Source organism: Ruegeria jejuensis (assembly GCF_041537905.1).
Classification (GTDB): domain Bacteria; phylum Pseudomonadota; class Alphaproteobacteria; order Rhodobacterales; family Rhodobacteraceae; genus Ruegeria_C.
This window is the reverse complement of record NZ_JBGRUO010000011.1, coordinates 1-16,265: the sequence shown is the minus strand read 5'-3', so window position 1 is coordinate 16,265 and position 16,265 is coordinate 1. Positions and strand designations below refer to the sequence as shown.

Sequence of the window (16,265 nt, the reverse complement as noted above, 5' to 3'; positions counted from 1 at the left end):
TGGCGTGCGTCCGCGTCAATCAGGGAACGCGACCCGGTGGGGTCCGAGTTTGCGGAGTGTATCTATGATGTTGACCGAAGAAACCTCGATCCCGGACGCGGCGCTGCCGGTGGATCAGTTCAAGGCGCATTTGCGGCTGGGCACCGGGTTTGCCGAGGGCGACCTGCAGGATGGCGTGCTGCGCGGGTTTCTGAGGGCTGCGATCGCGGCGATTGAAACACGTACGGGCAAGGTTCTGATTTCGCGGTCGTTTTCGCTGGTCCTGCACCGCTGGCGCGACCCGGCGGGCGAGGTGCTGCCGGTGGCGCCGGTCACCGAGCTGCGCTCGGTGGTGTTGGAAAATGCGCAAGGCGTCGAGAGCGTGCTGAATGCCGAGAGCTATTGGCTGGAAAAAGACAGTCAGCGGCCACGGCTGAAACCTGTCGGGGGGATGTTGCCCCTGATCGCGCAGGGCGGCAGCGCGCGGGTTGGGCTGAGTGCCGGGATGGCGGTGGATTGGGGCGGGTTGCCCGCTGATCTGGGCCAGGCGGTACTGATGCTGGCGGCGCATTACTACGAGTACCGTCACGAGACTGCTCTGGGCGATGGCTGCATGCCCTTTGGTGTGACCAGCCTGATCCAGCGTTATTGCACGATGCGTCTTGGGCTGGGAGCGGGACAATGAGCGCGCCGCGTCTCAACCGCAAGCTGGTGTTGGAAGCCCCCTCGCGGGTGGCCGACGGGGCTGGTGGGTTCATCGAAAGCTGGCAGGCGCTGGGCACGCACTGGGGTGAGGTAAAGGCGCGCAGCGGTACGGTGCGCGCGCAAGCCGGGGCCACGGTGTCGCGGGTCAATTACCGGATCGTGTTGCGGGCGGCGCCTCAGGGCTCGTCCATGCGTCCCGAACCGGACCAGCGGCTGCGCGAGGGCGACCGGATCTATGCGATCCGGGCGGTGGCCGAGCTGGGAACTGACGGGCGCTATCTGACCTGCTTCGCGGATGAGGAGGTATCGGCATGAGCTATGGCATGGCGGCAGCCTTGCAGGCGGCGGTGTTTCAGCACCTGTCGGCGGATGTGGACATCAGCGCGCGCGTCGGAACAGCGATTTATGATGCGCTGCCGACCGGGACGGTGCCCGAAACCTACATTGCGCTGGGACCGGAGGAAGCGCGGGACCGCTCGGATGTGAACGGGCGCGGCTCGGAGCATCGGTTTACCGTCTCGGTGATCTCGGAGGCGGCGGGCTTTGCCGCAGCCAAGGAACTGGCGGGCCTGATCGGGGACGCGTTGGACGATGCGCCCCTGGCGCTGGGCCGGGGGCGGCTGGTGGGACTGTGGTTCGAACGCGCGGTGGCGCGTCGGACCGGCTCGGGTGGGGCCGTGCGGCGTATCGATCTGCGCTTTCGCGCGCGCGTCGAAGACAACTGAACTTCTGGATTTGGAGACACGGATATGGGTGCTCAGAACGGCAAGGACCTGTTGGTCAAGGTGGATATGAATGGCGGTGGTCTGTTCGAGACCATTGCGGGGCTGCGCGCCACGCGGGTGAGTTTCAACGCGGAAAGCGTCGATGTGACCAGCCTGGAAAGCCAGGGCGGCTGGCGTGAGCTGCTGTCGGGCGCGGGCGTGAAGTCGGCGGCGATCTCGGGGTCGGGCGTGTTCAAAGACGCCAATACCGATGAGCGGGCGCGGCAGCTGTTCTTTGACGGTGAGACGCCCGAGTTTCAGGTGATCATCCCCGACTTCGGCATTGTCGAGGGGCCGTTCCAGGTGACCTCGATCGAATACGCGGGCAGCCACAATGGCGAGGCCACCTATGAGATGTCGATGGCCAGCGCCGGGGCGCTGAGCTTTACGGCGCTTTGAACCATGGCCAATCCGTGGGCGGGCGAGGTGGCCCTGACGATTGATGGCAAGCGGCGGGTGCTGAAACTGACTCTTGGCGCGCTGGCCGAGCTCGAGGCCACGCTGGAGAGCGGCTCGCTGGTGGATCTGGTGCAGCGGTTCGAAGGCGGTGCGTTCTCGGGGCGCGATGTGCTGGCGCTGATCGTGGCGGGGCTGCGCGGAGGCGGGGCGGATGTGACGGCCTCCGATTTGCTGCGGGCCGAGATCGCGGGTGGTCCCATGGGGGCGGCCAAGGCGGCGGCGGAACTGATCGCGCGCGCCTTCATGGTTCCGGGCGAGGCATGAGCGGGTTTGACTGGCCCGATCTGATGCGGGCCGGGATGCAGGGGTTGCGCCTGTCGCCGCAGGCGTTCTGGCAACTCACACCGGCAGAGTTGCGGTTGATGCTGGGGCAGGCGGCGGCGGGCCGGCCATTGGACCGAACAGGTCTGGACGCGCTGCTTGCGGCCTACCCGGATGCGGGAAATGGAGAGGATGATGACGGATAGCGACGGAATTTCCGATCTGCAGGAAAGCGGTGAGGCGCTGGGCGAAACGCTTGGCAGCACGGCGGCGATGGCCGCAGGTTTCGACACCGAGCTGCGACGGGTGCGGTCTGCGCTTGCCGCGACCGGCAAGGATGTCGAGACGCTGGAGCGCGGCATGTCCAAGGGGCTGCGCCGTGCCTTTGACGGGATGGTGTTTGACGGCATGAAACTGTCGGATGCGCTGTCGAGCATTCGGGATTCGATGATCCAGACGGCCTATTCGGCGGCGATCAAGCCGGTGACGAACCATGTGGGCGGATTGCTGGCCGATGGCGTGGGCAATCTGGTGTCGGGAATCTTGCCGTTTGCCGATGGGGCGGGCTTTGCCCAAGGGCGGGTGATGCCCTTTGCCAATGGCGGCGTTGTGTCGGGGCCGGTGAGCTTTCCGATGCGGGGTGGTATGGGCCTGATGGGCGAAGCCGGGCCGGAGGCGATCATGCCGCTGGCACGTGGTGCTGACGGCAAGCTGGGCGTGCGCAGCGCGTCTGGTGGGCGGCCGGTGAGCGTTGTCATGAATATCTCGACACCGGATGTGCAGGGCTTCCGGCGCAGCCAGGGCCAGATCGCCGCACAGATGGGCCGCGCGCTGAGCCGGGGCAATCGCAATCGCTAGGGGAGAGCAGGGATGGTTAACTTTCACGAGGTACGGTTTCCCGCGTCGCTGAGCTTTGGCTCGGTGGGCGGGCCTGAGCGGCGGACCGATGTGGTCACACTGGCCAACGGGTTCGAAGAACGCAATTCACCCTGGGCGCATTCGCGTCGGCGCTATGATGCGGGGCTGGGCATGCGGTCGCTGGATGATGTCGAAACGCTGATCGCCTTTTTCGAGGCGCGACGCGGGCAGCTCTGCGGCTTTCGTTGGAAGGATTGGTCGGATTTCAAGTCGTCCTCGGCCTCCGCTGAGGTGTCCTATGATGATCAAGTGATCGGTGTAGGGGATGGCGCGCTGCGCAGGTTCCGGCTGGCCAAGCTCTATCGCTCGGGCGAGTTCAGTTACGAGCGGCCCATCATGAAGCCGGTGCGGGGCAGCGTTCGGGTCGGTATAGAGCAGGACGAGCAGCGCGAAGGGGTGGATTATGAGATCGACGAAACCTCGGGGCTGGTGAGTTTTGCAGTGGCGCCTGCGGCCGAAACACAGATCACCGCTGGCTTCGAGTTCGATGTGCCGGTGCGTTTTGATACCGACCGTATCCAGACCAGCGTGGCGAGCTTTCAGGCAGGCGATGTGCCGAATGTACCAGTCGTGGAGGTCCGGGTGTGATGGCGGGGCTGACGCAAGAGTTTCAGGATCATCTTGATAGCGGGTTGACCACGCTCTGCCGCTGCTGGGCAATCCGGCGCAAGGATGGCGCGCGGCAGGGGTTTACCGACCATGATTGCGATCTGGCGTTCGACGGGCTGCTGTTTCGCGCCGACACCGGGCTGACGGCGGCGGCCCTGCAGCAGGGCACCGGGCTGTCGGTGGACAATTCCGAGGCGGTTGGTGCGCTTAGCGACGCGTCGATCCGGGCCGAGGATATCGAGGCGGGCCGCTATGACGGGGCCGAGGTTACGGCCTGGTTGGTGAATTGGGCAGATCCGCAGATGCGGGTGATGCAGTTTCGCGGCACATTGGGTGAGTTGCGCCAATCAGGCGGTGCTTTTCAGGCCGAGCTGCGCGGGCTGACTGAGCAGCTGAATCGCCCCGTTGGGCGGGTTTATCAGAAGCCGTGTACGGCGGTGCTGGGGGATCGCGCCTGCACCTTTGATTTGGATCGGCCGGGATATGCGACCGAGCTGGACGTGGTTGAAGTCGACGGGGATGTCAGCCTGCGCTGGCCCGAATTACCCGGCTTTGCGCCAAGCTGGTTCGAGAGAGGTAGGCTGGACGTGCTGGATGGGACCGCCAAGGGGCTTTGGGGGGCGATCAAGACCGATCGACTCTTCGACGGCTACCGCCAGATCGAGCTGTGGGAACCGTTGCGTGCGGCAGTCACGCCGGGCGATCGGGTGCGTTTGGCGGCGGGGTGTGACAAGCGGATGGAGACATGTCGGCTGAAATTCAACAACCTGCTCAACTTTCAGGGATTCCCGGACCTGCCGGGCGAGGACTGGCTGATGGCGGTGCCGAAGCGGTCAGGCGTGAACCAAGGCGGGAGCCGCAGATGACTGCGCGTGGCTCGGAGATCGTGGAGGTGGCGCGGGGCTGGCTGGGCACGCCTTATCGCCATCAGGCTGCGGCCCGTGGGGCGGGATGCGATTGCCTCGGGCTGATCCGCGGCGTCTGGCGCGAGTGCTATGGTGCCGAGCCCGAGGCTGCCCCTGCCTATAGCATGGACTGGTCCGAGCCGCAGGGCGAGGAACGGATGTGGGCGGCGGCGCGCCGTCATCTGATCCCGTGCGAGGCAGGGCCATGGCGGCCCGGCGACATGCTGCTGTTCCGGATGAGGTCGCGGTCGGTGGCCAAACATGTGGGCATCCTGTCCGAGGTGGGGGAGGTGCCCCGTTTCATCCATTCCTATTCGGGACATGGGGTGGTGGAGAGCGCGCTGAGCGCGCCCTGGCGGCGCAAGGTGGTTTCCCGGTTTGAATTTCCTGTGGAGGTGAAGTGATGGCGACGATCGTCCTTTCTGCGGCCGGAGCGGCCATTGGCGGGTCCATCGGGGGCACCTTTGCGGGTCTGTCCTCGGTGGCGATCGGGCGCGCGGTTGGCGCGACGGTGGGCAGGCTCATCGACAACCGCTTGCTGGGTCAGGGGGCCGAGCCGGTCGAGACCGGCAAGGTGGACCGGTTCCGCCTGACCCATTCGGGTGAGGGCGCGGCGGTTGCGCGGTTGCATGGCCGGATGCGGATCGCCGGGCAGATGATCTGGGCCTCGCAGTTTCGCGAACATGTCAGCCGCAGCGGTGGCGGAGGGGGCGGCAAAGGTGCGCCCAAGCCGCCTGAGCCGGAAGTGACTCAATACAGTTACACGGTGTCTGTGGCGCTGGCGCTTTGCGAAGGAGAGATCGCGTCGGTGGGACGTGTCTGGGCCGATGGCGAAGAGATCGAACATGACCGGCTGAACATGCGGGTCTATACCGGCAGCGCCGATCAATTGCCCGATCCGACCATGGAGGCGGTTGAGGGCACCGGGGCGGTGCCTGCATATCGCGGCACCGCCTATGTGGTGATGGAGAACCTGCCTCTGGGTCAGTTCGGCAACCGGGTGCCGCAATTCTCGTTCGAGGTGGTTAGACCGGCGCAGAAGGAAACCGAGGATTACCGCGAGGATCTGGGGCGGATCGTGCGCGCCGTGGCGATTGTGCCCGGGACAGGGGAGTATTCGCTGGCCACCAGGCAGGTCAATTACAGTAAGGGCTGGGGGCAGCATTGGGCGGCAAATGTCCATTCGCCGACTGGCGGGACCGATTTCGTGCAATCGATGAAAGCCCTGCGCGAAGAGGTTCCGGGATGTGGTGCCGCCTCGTTGGTGGTGTCTTGGTTCGGCGGCGATTTGCGCTGTGGCGAATGCCGGGTCGAGCCCAAAGTCGAACGGCGCGGGATCGACGGGACCAACATGCCCTGGCGGGTGTCGGGCGCGGGCCGGTCCGGCGTGGCCGAGGTGCCGCGCAAGGATGGCGAGCCGATCTATGGCGGCACACCGGCCGATGACTCGGTGGTCGAGGCGATCCGGTATCTACAGGCGCAGGGCAAGCGGGTGATGTTCTATCCCTTCATCCTGATGGATCAGGATGAAAACAACACGCTGCCCGATCCCTGGAGCGGGGCCGAGGCCCAGCCGGTTCTGCCCTGGCGCGGGCGGATCACGCTCAGCATGGCGCCGGGGCGGACGGACAGCCCGGACCAGACGGTGGCGGCGGATGATGAGGTGGCGGCGTTTTTCGGCACCGCGCAGAGGTCGCATTTTCAGATCAGTTCGGGGCGGGTCTCTTATAGTGGTCCGCAAGAGTGGAGCTTTCGCCGGTTCATCCTGCATTACGCCGCACTTTGCGCGGCTGCGGGAGGCGTGTCGGCGTTCTGCATCGGCTCGGAAATGCGGGGGCTGACGCAGATCCGGGGCGCGAATGGCTTCCCGGCGGTTGACGCGCTGCGCCAGTTGGCAGGGGATGTGCGCGACCTTCTCGGGCCGGATACCAAGATCAGCTATGCGGCGGATTGGTCGGAGTATTTTGGCTATCAGCCCGGTGATGCGCCGGGTGACCGGTATTTCCATCTGGACCCGCTCTGGGCGGATGAGAATATCGATTTCATCGGGATCGACAACTACATGCCGGTGGCCGATTGGCGCGACGAGGATGATCATCTGGACGCACAGGCCGGTATCAACTCGATCTACGATATCGACTATCTGCGCTCGAATATCGAGGGCGGTGAGGGGTTTGACTGGTACTATGCCTCATCCGAGGCGCGCGCGGCGCAGGTCCGCACCCCGATCACCGATGGCGATCATGACGAGCCGTGGGTTTGGCGCTATAAGGATTTGCGCAACTGGTGGTCGCAGCGGCATTACGAGCGGATCGGTGGGGTTCGCCAAGCGTTGCCAACCGACTGGGTGCCGGGGTCAAAGCCGTTTTGGTTCACCGAACTGGGTTGCGCGGCCATCGACAAGGGGCCGAACCAGCCCAACAAGTTTCTGGACCCGAAATCCTCGGAATCCCGGTTGCCGCACCATTCCAACGGGCTGCGCGATGACTTCGTGCAGATGCAGTATCTGAAGGCGGTTCTTGGCTATTGGGCGCGGCCTCAGAACAATCCGGCGGCAAGCGAATATGACGGGCGCATGATCGACATGGGCAATGCCTATGTCTGGGCCTGGGATGCGCGGCCTTTCCCGGCCTTTCCGAACAATCGCGAACAATGGAGCGATGGTGGCAACTATGCGCGCGGGCATTGGTTGAACGGGCGGGTGAGCAACCGGTCGCTGGCTTCGGTCGTGGCCGAGATCTGTCGTGCCTCCGATCTGGTGGACGATTTGGATGTCTCCGAACTGTGGGGCGTGGTGCGTGGCTATGTGCTGGATCAGGTCGAGGATGCGCGTGCGGCGCTGCAACCGCTGATGCTGCGCTATGGCTTTGATGCGATCGAGCGCGACGGCAAGCTGGTGTTTCGCCTGCGCGATGGCAAGCGGGCCATCGAAATCCTGCCCGACCAGTTCGCCGAGAGCCGCGAGTTGGACGGGGATGTCGAGCTGCGCCGCGAGGCGGATGTGGACATGACTGGACGGGTGCGACTGCGCTTCGTGCAATCGGGTAGTGACTTCGATGCGATTTCGGAAGAGGCGGTTCTGCCCGATGACGCGACCCATGCGGTGGCGACAAGCGAAATCCCCTTGGCCATGACCCGCGCCGAGGGGCGGCAAACGGTCGAACGCTGGCTGGCCGAGGCACGGGTGTCACGCGACACGGCCCGGTTTGCGCTGCCACCCTCGAAAATCGCGCTGGGCGCCGGTGATGTGGTGCAATTGCCTTCGGTGGATGGCAAAACGGCGCGCTACCGCGTGGACAGGGTAGAACAGACCGATTTGCAATTGATCGAGGCGGTGCGGATCGAGCCGGGCATCTACGAGACCACCGAAATGGCCGAGGATGTGCCCGCGCTGCGCGCCTTCGCGCCGCCCTTGCCGGTGACGCCGATGTTTCTGGACCTGCCTCTCTTTACCGGGGACGAGGTGCCGCATGCGCCTTATCTGGCGGTCGCGGCCGACCCGTGGCCGGGTTCGGTCGCGGTGTATCGATCCTCCAGTGACGAAGATTATGAGCTGGGTGAGATCATCGCGGCACAATCGGTGATCGGGCGGACCGAGACGCCGCTATTCCGGGCGCGGCCCGGGCTGTGGGACCGTGGGGCGGATTTGCAGGTCCGGCTGATCTCGGGCGAATTGGAATCGCGTGGGGTCGAGGCGTTGCTCAACGGTGCGAACCTGGCGGCGATCGGGGACGGGTCGAGCGGCAGATGGGAATTGCTGCAGTTTTCCGAGGCAGAACTGATCGCGCCTGAGACCTATCTGTTGCGCAACCGGTTGCGGGGGCAATTGGGCAGCGATGCGCTGATGCCCGAGGTCTGGCCGGATGGGTCGGTCTTTGTGCTGCTTGACCGCACGGTGACGCAGCTGGGCCTGTCCAGTTCGGCGCGCCGGATCGCGCGGCATTTCAGGATCGGGCCGGCGGCACGTGGGTATGATGACCCTGCTTACCTGCACCGGGTCGAAGCCTTTGACGGGAATGGTTTGCGCCCCTATGCGCCGGTGCATTTGCGGGTCGAGGCAACTTCGGGCGGGCATCGAGTCAGCTGGATTCGCCGCACCCGGATCGATGGGGACAGCTGGGATGCCCCCGAGGTGCCCTTGGGCGAGGAGAGCGAGACCTATTTGTTGCGCGTAACGCGTGAGGGGGCGTTGCTGCGCGAGGTAACGCTGAGGGCGCCTGAATGGACCTACACGGAAGCGATGCAGGTACAGGACGGGGCCGAGAGCGGTGTGCGGATCGAGGTTGCGCAGGTCTCGGCGCGGTTTGGACCGGGGCTTTTTGCAAGCATGGATTGGGCGGCCTGAGCTGGTGTTGCCTCTGCTGCATGGTGACATCAGCAATGCCGCATGTGCCTTGCTGATGGTCGCGCCAGACATGCGCAGCCAGATATGCGCGCAATTGGTGGCGGATGCGTCCCAGGCGGCGGCGCATGTGCGGCGAACCGGGCGGCTACATCCGCGCTACGGCAACGGATCGCTGATGGCGGCCGCACGCGCGCGCGGGGTTGCCGATGAGCCGGGATTTGACGACCCGGACTATTGCGGCTGCGTGATCGAGGTCTTGAAAGCCGTGATGCGATACCGCGAAACCGAAGGGTGCCACGTCAAAGATAGCCCCGATTACAAGGGGTTGGCAGAAAGTTGAAACACGACCGCTTTCGGCTTGCAGCAAGATGCGCTACATATAAGAACTGCGCAAACATGGAGGCAGATTGATGGCCGAAACGCGTGCACATATTTCTTCCGTTGATCCGGTCTGGGATCGCATCACCAAAGAGGCCGAAGAGGCGGTTCGCCAAGAGCCGTTGATGGGTGGTCTGGTGCATGCCTGTATCCTGCATCACCGGTCGCTGGAAAAGGCGCTGTCTTATCGGATCGCGGCCAAGCTGGCCTCGAACGAGATGTCGATGGTGATCCTGCGTGAGATCGCGGATGATGCCTATGCCAAGGCGCCGGAACTTATCGAAGCGGCGCGTGCCGATCTGGTTGCGGTTTTTGAGCGCGACCCGGCCTGCCACCGCCTGTTGCAGCCCGTGCTGTATTTCAAGGGCTATCAGGCGATGCAGGGATATCGCATCGCGCATTGGCTTTGGCATCAGGGCAAACATGATCTGGCCTATTTCTTCCAGATGCGGATTTCCGAGATTTTCGGGATCGACATTCACCCGGCAGCGCGGATCGGCAAGGGGATCATGATCGACCATGCCCACTCCATCGTGATCGGTGAAACTGCGGTTGTCGGCGATAACGTTTCGATGCTGCATTCGGTGACGCTGGGCGGAACCGGGAAAGAAGAAGAGGACCGCCACCCCAAGATCGCCGATGGAGTTCTGATCGGGGCCGGTGCGAAAGTGCTCGGCAATATCACGGTTGGTCGGTGCAGCCGGATTGCCGCCGGATCGGTTGTTCTGTCCGAGGTGCCGCCCTGCAAGACGGTTGCGGGCATTCCGGCCAAGATCGTGGGCGAGGCGGGCTGCGACCAGCCTGCGGTCAGCATGAACCAGATGTTTCGGTCGGGTTTGTGACGGCAAAGCGTTACTGATCTAACCTCGGAAAATGAAAACGCCGCCGAAATTCGGCGGCGTTTTTTCGTGTTTTGGTGATGCCTCTTAGGCCAGCATCAGCATCGGGTTTTCCAGATTGTCAACGATGGCTTGCAGCAATTGTGCGCCCAGTGCGCCGTCGATGACCCGGTGATCGACCGACATGGTCACCGACATCACGGTGGCGACCGTCAATTCACCATCATCGCCGACAACGGGTTTCTTGACGCCCGTGCCCACGGCCAGAATACCGGCATGGGGCGGGTTCACGATGGCGTCGAAATTGTCGATGCCGAACATGCCAAGGTTCGAGATCGCAAAGCTGCCGCCTTGGTATTCATGCGGCGCAAGCTTGCGGTCGCGGGCGCGGGCGGCGAGGTCTTTCATTTCAGCCGAGAGCGCCGAGAGCGATTTCATGTCGGCATCTTTCAGGACCGGCGTGAACAGGCCGCCTTCGATGGCGACGGCAACGGCAACGTCAGACGGTTTGAGCTGGAATACACGGTCTCCGGCCCAGACGGCGTTGCATTCGGGGACTTGTTGCAGCGCGTTGGCCATGGCCTTGATGATGAAATCGTTGACGCTGAGCTTGGTGCCACGCGATTCCAGCTGCTTGTTGAGCTGGCTGCGGAATTTGAGCAGCGCATCGAGCTTGATGTCGCGGCGCAGGTAGAAATGCGGGATCGACTGTTTTGCCTCGGTCAGACGGGCGGCGATGGTCTTGCGCATGCCGTCGAGCGCGATTTCCTCGTATTCGCGGCCTTCATACATGCGGGCGACCATATCGGTCGAGGGGCCGGTCGCTGCGGCTGCGGCGGGGGCCGCGGCGGCGGGTGCGGCAGCAGGTGCGGGTTTAGCGGCGGTTGGGCTGGCGCCTTCCACATCCGCTTTCACGATTCGCCCATGCGGGCCGGAGCCTGCGATCTGGCTGAGGTCGAGGCCCTTCTGGGCGGCAATACGACGGGCCAGGGGGGAGGCGAAAATGCGGGTGCCGTCAGCGGATTTGGCTGCGGCGGGGGCAGGGGCGGGTGCATCGGAGTCCCCTGCGGGGGCCGCCTCTTTACCCGCATCGGCAGCAGGGGCTGCCTCCGGCGCCTTGGCCGGGCTGGCGGCGATATCATCGGCGCTTTCGCCTTCTTCCAGCAGCACGGCGATGGGGGTGTTGACCAGCACGCCTTCGCTGCCTTCGGCGACGAGAATTTTGCCGACGGTGCCTTCATCGACCGCCTCGAACTCCATCGTGGCCTTGTCGGTTTCAATTTCGGCCAGCAGGTCGCCGGACGACACGGTGTCGCCCTCCTTGACCAGCCATTTTGCCAGCGTGCCTTCCTCCATGGTCGGAGACAGGGCGGGCATCAGGATTTCGGTGGGCATCTCAGCGGTCCTCAATCAAAATAATTTGGTCGAAAGGCGCCTTGGGGCGCCCGGTGCCGCGTGCGAGGATCTCGATCGCGGCTGTGATCTTCTTTTTGTTCTCGGCCATCCAGACATAGGCGGTCTGGTGGCTGGGGCGGGACCCGATCAGGCGTAGATCCGCGGCCAGCCGTTCGGGAACCAGTCCGGTCACCTCACGGCCATCAACCGTGAGGCTCACCCGGTAGCATTCCGTCGCTGGATCGCGGCCCCTGATCTCCATCCCGATCCCTTAGCGGTAGGTCACTTCTTTGACGGCGGCGATCACCTCATCCGTGGTCACCAGCGCCAGTTTTTCCAGATTGGCGGCATAAGGCATTGGCACGTCCTTGCCGGTGCAGTTGATGACCGGCGCGTCGAGATAGTCGAAGGCCTGTTGCATCACCACCGAGGAGATGTAGCTGCCGACTGAGCCTTGCGGCCAGCCTTCTTCCACCGTCACCAGACGGTTGGTTTTCATCACCGAGTTGAGGATGGCGCCGGTATCCATCGGGCGCAGAGTGCGCAGGTCGATCACCTCGGCATTGATGCCATCCTCGGCGAGCTTGTCGGCGGCTTCTAGCGCGAATTGCATCGAGATGCCGAAGCTGACGATGGTAACATCGCTGCCCTCGCGGCAGATCTTGGCCTTGCCGAAGGGGATGGTGAAATCATCCAGCACCGGCACATCGAAGCTGCGGCCATAGAGGATTTCGTTTTCCAGGAAAATCACCGGGTTGGGGTCGCGGATCGCGGTTTTCAGCAGGCCTTTGGCGTCAGCCGCCGAATAGGGCATCGCGACCTTCAGGCCCGGCACCTGCATGAACCAGGCCGCATAGTCCTGGCTGTGCTGGGCGGCGACGCGGGCTGCGGCACCGTTGGGGCCACGGAAGACCATATGCGCGCCCATCTGGCCGCCGGACATATAGAGCGTCTTGGCCGCTGAATTGACGATATGGTCCATGGCCTGCATCGAGAAGTTGAAGGTCATGAATTCGACAATCGGTTTCAACCCGCCAAAGGCCGCGCCGACGCCGATGCCGGTAAAGCCGTGTTCGGTGATCGGCGTGTCGATGACGCGCTTGGCGCCGAACTCGTCCAGCAGGCCCTGGCTGACCTTGTAGGCGCCCTGATATTCGGCGACTTCTTCGCCCATCAGGAAGACGTCCGGATCGGCGCGCATCTCTTCGGCCATGGCGTCGCGCAGGGCTTCGCGCACGGTTTGCGGTTTGAGCTCGGTGCCCTCGGGCCAGTCCGGGGTCAGATCGACCTGCGGCGCAGCCGGGGCTGCTGCGGCAGGGGCGGGCGCTTCGGAGCTCCCTGCGGGAGCCGCCTCATGGCCCGCGTCAGCCGCGGGCGCGGCTTCCGGCAGGGCGGAGGCGTCTTCGCCTTCCTCGACCAGGATTGCGATCGGGGTGTTGACCTTGACCCCTTCGGTGCCTTCGGCGATCAGGATCTTGCCGACGATGCCTTCATCGACCGCCTCGAATTCCATCGTGGCCTTGTCGGTTTCGATCTCGGCCATGATGTCGCCGGAGGAGACGGTGTCGCCCTCTTTGACCAGCCATTTCGCGAGTGTGCCTTCTTCCATCGTCGGAGAGAGGGCGGGCATGAGAATTTCGGTTGCCATGTCTGGTAAGTCCCCTCAGGCGTAGATGTCGGTCCAGAGCTCTTCGAGCGCGGGCTCGGGGCTCTCTTTCGAGAAGTCGGCGGCTTTGTTGACGATCTGCTTGATGTCTTTGTCGATCGCCTTCAGGTCGTCCTCACTGGCGTGTTTGCCGCTGAGCAGCAGCTCGCGCACATGTTCGATCGGGTCGCGTTCCTCGCGCACTTTCTGCACCTCTTCGCGGGTGCGGTACTTGGCCGGATCCGACATGGAGTGGCCGCGATAGCGATAGGTCTTGACCTCAAGAATATAGGGGCCCTTGCCCGCGCGGCAGTGCGCGACGGCCTTTTCACCTGCCGCCTTGACCGCCAGCACATCCATGCCGTCGACAATCTCACCGGCGATGCCGAATGCCTCGCCCCGGTGATAGATGTCCTTGGTCGAGGTCGAGCGTTGTTGCGAGGTGCCCATGGCGTATTGGTTATTCTCGATCACGAAGACCACCGGCAGGTCCCAGAGCGCAGCCATGTTGAACGTCTCATAAACCTGGCCCTGGTTCGCGGCACCATCCCCGAAATAGGTGAAGGTCACGCGACCGTTTTCTTTGTACTTGTCGGCAAAAGCCAGCCCTGCGCCGATCGGGACCTGAGCTGCGACGATGCCATGGCCGCCATAGAAATGCTTCTCTTTCGAGAACATGTGCATTGAGCCGCCCTTGCCCTTGGAATAACCACCCTCGCGCCCGGTCAGCTCGGCCATCACGCCATCGGGGTTCATGCCACAGGCCAGCATGTGGCCGTGATCGCGGTAGGAGGTGACGCGCTTGTCCCCCTCTTCGGTGGCCGCCTCAAGCCCGACGACAACGGCCTCTTGTCCGATATACAAATGGCAGAACCCGCCGATCAGACCCATGCCGTATAATTGGCCCGCTTTTTCCTCGAATCGCCGTATCAACAGCATCTCACGATAGTATTCTTTCAGCTTTTCAGCGGAAACGTTTGGTTTCCTTGTGCTTTTACGCGCTGCCATGGCCGGCGGATCCCCTTATGCTGAGATAGTTTAGCGTTAAACTATCTCTTAAAGCATTTCACATGCCATTGCGAGACATAATATTACGTAGGGGAAAACGCGGCCGAAAACGGCTGAAAATATGGGCGATCAGCGAATGACGATCTCGTCCGAGCGCAGCAGGCCCAGCACCGAACGCGCCTGCTGATCCAGCAGGTCGAGATCGAGGTAGTCGTCGGACAGGCGCCTTGTGAGGTTTTCCATCCGTGCGACCTCGGAATCGAGTGTTGCGAGGTTCTGCTGCAGCGCATTGCGTTCGGCGCCGATCTCGACCCGGCGGAACAGACCGAAATCCCCCTGCACGGCGGCGAAGGTGAAATAGGTGCCGATGGCAAAGGCAAAGGCAAAGAACAGCAATGCGCCAAGGCTGGGTCGATTGGATCGGGTCACGTTGAAACCGCTTATGAAAACTGCCTGTCATGCGCCCTTTGCGGGCGTCTCGGGACAGTATGGCACAGGTGATTCGGCTTGTGAATCCATGAAATGAACGGGATTCGCGGTTTTTTGGTGCCTGTTGCCGGGGCCGGGCAAAGGCGGCAAAGGATGCAGGATGTGGATCAACCGGCCCGGGAGGCAGGGCGTTCGATTGCATCTGGTGGATTGCGGAGGTTCAGACGCGCACTTTGGCAAGGGCGTGCGTAGCGTGCGACAGCGATGGCCTGTTCGATCGGCAATCAAGGCCATTATAAGAGGTCAGACGAATTTGACCTTCGCGTCACGAACCGAGCCCATAGGGTCCCGCTCGAACTTTTTTGTTTTCCGACATCAGATATCTTTGGCTCGACAACGCGGCGCAGAAAATGCCTGCAAAGAGCCCTAAGTAGCCGCTTGTCTTCCGGTTCGCCACCAAGTCTCCACATCACCTACACCCTTCACATCAACTGATCCGCGTCGTTCGAATTGGTAGCTCTGATCCAGTTCTTCTTTTGCCGCTGTCGTCACTTGGATGCGACCAGGTTCCCCGTGGCTCTCCATTCTTGAGGCGGTGTTCACAGTCTCACCCCAGACATCGTATAAGAGCTTTCGATTTCCGATGACACCTGCCACCGCTGGGCCTGCGTGGATTCCGCTGCGAACCTTTAGTATCCACGCTCTGGAGCAAACCCTCCGACTTCCAGTCGGACCCGCTTCAGCGTAAAGAATCGTGTAATGATCTTACCCTCTGGAAAATGAGCCGCAGCCGGGTCGAAGGCTCATTTTCCAGAGGGTAAGATCATGCAATATGACAGCGGCAAGCACTGCGTTTTCTATCATCGCTATCATATCGTCTGGTCGACGAAGTATCGCTACAAGGTGTTGACCGGGGCGTTGCGCTTGCGGGTGCGCGACATCCTTCGGCAGGTCTGTCGGGAGAACGAGGTCGACATCTTGCGCGGTGTGCTGTCGAGTGACCACGTCCACATGTTCGTGTCCGCGCCGCCGAAGATTGCCATTTCCGATCTGGTGCGCAAGATGAAGGGCCGTTCGTCCCACAAGGTGCAACGGGAATTCCCCGCGATCCGCAAGCGCTATTGGGGACGCCGGTTCTGGGGGCGAGGGTATTTCTCAACGACCAACGGCGCCATCATCGAAGACGTCGTGTTGCAATACCTCGAAAACCACATCGCCGATCCTACCGACGTCAGTCGGTAGTCGTTCAGTCCTGTAGGGAAGTCGCGGGACATCGCCTCGACGGTCAGTTGCATATCCAGAGCCATTTCTGCCACCCGATGGGTAGGGTCATGGACTGGCGAGGGCATTCCGGCGGCCGCCATATAGGCGTCTCCAATGGTCTTGATCTTCTCGAGGCCATGTATTTCTGCCAGCTCGTCGAAGGCGCTGAAGATTTTGTTCAAGAACCCGACCAAGTCATCGGGCGACAGCAAGGCGGCCCTAGAGCCCACGACGTTTAACCTGAGACATGCCCTTCAGCCTTAAGGTAGTTCCAGCACTCCTGTGGCGAGAGTAGGTCACAGATTTCTGTCAGGGCGTCGAACATATCGGTGAAGGTTCGCGCGCCGATCCTGCGGAGATGTG

The 16,265-nt window shown here is 62.8% G+C and carries 20 protein-coding genes and 1 pseudogene; 14 read left to right on the top strand and 7 right to left on the bottom strand.

What is annotated here, in order from left to right:
* The first annotated feature begins 64 nt into the window (after positions 1-64).
* The 13 genes from AB1E34_RS13815 to cysE all read left to right on the top strand — a co-directional run bounded on the left by AB1E34_RS13815 (position 65) and on the right by cysE (position 10,165).
* Positions 65-664 carry a head-tail connector protein gene (locus tag AB1E34_RS13815; protein ID WP_372572929.1) on the top strand — a complete coding sequence of 200 codons (600 nt, stop codon included), beginning with the start codon at positions 65-67 and terminating at the stop codon, positions 662-664.
* Entirely contained in the window at positions 661-999 is a 339-nt protein-coding gene (locus tag AB1E34_RS13810; protein ID WP_372572928.1) for a phage head closure protein, read from the top strand. Before AB1E34_RS13815 ends, AB1E34_RS13810 begins: the two co-directional genes overlap by 4 nt.
* Positions 996-1,409: a DUF3168 domain-containing protein gene (locus AB1E34_RS13805; protein WP_372572927.1), complete on the top strand. Its 414-nt coding sequence runs from the start codon at positions 996-998 to the stop codon at positions 1,407-1,409. Before AB1E34_RS13810 ends, AB1E34_RS13805 begins: the two co-directional genes overlap by 4 nt.
* A 24-nt stretch (positions 1,410-1,433) precedes the next feature.
* Positions 1,434-1,847 (top strand): phage major tail protein, TP901-1 family, encoded by a 414-nt coding sequence (locus AB1E34_RS13800; RefSeq protein WP_306193766.1) that lies wholly within the window; start codon positions 1,434-1,436, stop codon positions 1,845-1,847.
* A 3-nt stretch (positions 1,848-1,850) separates the two neighbouring features.
* Positions 1,851-2,171, top strand: coding sequence for a gene transfer agent family protein (locus AB1E34_RS13795; RefSeq protein ID WP_372572926.1), 321 nt, complete (start codon positions 1,851-1,853; stop codon positions 2,169-2,171).
* Entirely contained in the window at positions 2,168-2,374 is a 207-nt protein-coding gene (locus AB1E34_RS13790) for a rcc01693 family protein (protein ID WP_249707714.1), read from the top strand. Before AB1E34_RS13795 ends, AB1E34_RS13790 begins: the two co-directional genes overlap by 4 nt.
* Positions 2,364-3,026 carry an RcGTA-type gene transfer agent tail tape measure protein gene (locus tag AB1E34_RS13785; RefSeq protein WP_372572925.1) on the top strand — a complete coding sequence of 221 codons (663 nt, stop codon included), beginning with the start codon at positions 2,364-2,366 and terminating at the stop codon, positions 3,024-3,026. The genes AB1E34_RS13790 and AB1E34_RS13785 overlap by 11 nt, the downstream gene beginning before the upstream one ends.
* Positions 3,027-3,038: 12 nt before the next feature.
* Positions 3,039-3,674, top strand: coding sequence for a phage distal tail protein, Rcc01695 family (locus tag AB1E34_RS13780; RefSeq protein WP_372572924.1), 636 nt, complete (start codon positions 3,039-3,041; stop codon positions 3,672-3,674).
* Positions 3,674-4,561 carry a phage/gene transfer agent baseplate hub protein gene (locus AB1E34_RS13775; RefSeq protein WP_372572923.1) on the top strand — a complete coding sequence of 296 codons (888 nt, stop codon included), beginning with the start codon at positions 3,674-3,676 and terminating at the stop codon, positions 4,559-4,561. The genes AB1E34_RS13780 and AB1E34_RS13775 overlap by 1 nt, the downstream gene beginning before the upstream one ends.
* Positions 4,558-5,004 carry an NlpC/P60 family protein gene (locus tag AB1E34_RS13770; RefSeq protein WP_372572922.1) on the top strand — a complete coding sequence of 149 codons (447 nt, stop codon included), beginning with the start codon at positions 4,558-4,560 and terminating at the stop codon, positions 5,002-5,004. The genes AB1E34_RS13775 and AB1E34_RS13770 overlap by 4 nt, the downstream gene beginning before the upstream one ends.
* Complete coding sequence (locus AB1E34_RS13765) at positions 5,004-8,945, top strand: baseplate multidomain protein megatron (protein ID WP_372572921.1); 3,942 nt, start codon at positions 5,004-5,006, stop codon at positions 8,943-8,945. The genes AB1E34_RS13770 and AB1E34_RS13765 overlap by 1 nt, the downstream gene beginning before the upstream one ends.
* A complete protein-coding gene (locus AB1E34_RS13760; RefSeq protein ID WP_372572920.1) occupies positions 8,920-9,285 on the top strand; it encodes a DUF7742 family protein in 366 nt (121 codons plus the stop codon). Before AB1E34_RS13765 ends, AB1E34_RS13760 begins: the two co-directional genes overlap by 26 nt.
* A 70-nt stretch (positions 9,286-9,355) precedes the next feature.
* Positions 9,356-10,165 carry a serine O-acetyltransferase gene (gene cysE / locus AB1E34_RS13755; RefSeq protein ID WP_372572919.1) on the top strand — a complete coding sequence of 270 codons (810 nt, stop codon included), beginning with the start codon at positions 9,356-9,358 and terminating at the stop codon, positions 10,163-10,165.
* 84 nt (positions 10,166-10,249) lie between these two features.
* On the opposite strand, the gene AB1E34_RS13750 is transcribed toward cysE, so the two are convergent.
* The 6 genes from AB1E34_RS13750 to AB1E34_RS13725 form a co-directional block, all read right to left on the bottom strand.
* Entirely contained in the window at positions 10,250-11,557 is a 1,308-nt protein-coding gene (locus AB1E34_RS13750) for a pyruvate dehydrogenase complex dihydrolipoamide acetyltransferase (protein ID WP_372572918.1), read from the bottom strand.
* Position 11,558: 1 nt separating this feature from the next.
* Positions 11,559-11,819 carry a hypothetical protein gene (locus AB1E34_RS13745; RefSeq protein WP_372572917.1) on the bottom strand — a complete coding sequence of 87 codons (261 nt, stop codon included), beginning with the start codon at positions 11,817-11,819 and terminating at the stop codon, positions 11,559-11,561.
* A 9-nt stretch (positions 11,820-11,828) separates the two neighbouring features.
* Positions 11,829-13,205 carry a pyruvate dehydrogenase complex E1 component subunit beta gene (locus tag AB1E34_RS13740; RefSeq protein WP_372572916.1) on the bottom strand — a complete coding sequence of 459 codons (1,377 nt, stop codon included), beginning with the start codon at positions 13,203-13,205 and terminating at the stop codon, positions 11,829-11,831.
* Between the two features lie 15 nt (positions 13,206-13,220).
* Positions 13,221-14,210: a pyruvate dehydrogenase (acetyl-transferring) E1 component subunit alpha gene (pdhA, locus tag AB1E34_RS13735; RefSeq protein WP_372572915.1), complete on the bottom strand. Its 990-nt coding sequence runs from the start codon at positions 14,208-14,210 to the stop codon at positions 13,221-13,223.
* Positions 14,211-14,339: 129 nt separating this feature from the next.
* A complete protein-coding gene (locus tag AB1E34_RS13730) occupies positions 14,340-14,639 on the bottom strand; it encodes an FtsB family cell division protein (protein WP_372572914.1) in 300 nt (99 codons plus the stop codon).
* A 426-nt stretch (positions 14,640-15,065) separates the two neighbouring features.
* Entirely contained in the window at positions 15,066-15,335 is a 270-nt protein-coding gene (locus tag AB1E34_RS13725) for an adenylate/guanylate cyclase domain-containing protein (RefSeq protein ID WP_372573058.1), read from the bottom strand.
* Between the two features lie 129 nt (positions 15,336-15,464).
* Between AB1E34_RS13725 and tnpA the strand changes: the two genes are divergently transcribed.
* Complete coding sequence (gene tnpA / locus AB1E34_RS13720; RefSeq protein ID WP_372572913.1) at positions 15,465-15,881, top strand: IS200/IS605 family transposase; 417 nt, start codon at positions 15,465-15,467, stop codon at positions 15,879-15,881.
* Between the two features lie 35 nt (positions 15,882-15,916).
* On the opposite strand, the pseudogene AB1E34_RS13715 reads toward tnpA, so the two are convergent.
* Positions 15,917-16,132, bottom strand: a pseudogene (locus tag AB1E34_RS13715) (adenylate/guanylate cyclase domain-containing protein); the annotation flags it as partial.
* Between the last annotated feature and the right edge of the window lie 133 nt (positions 16,133-16,265).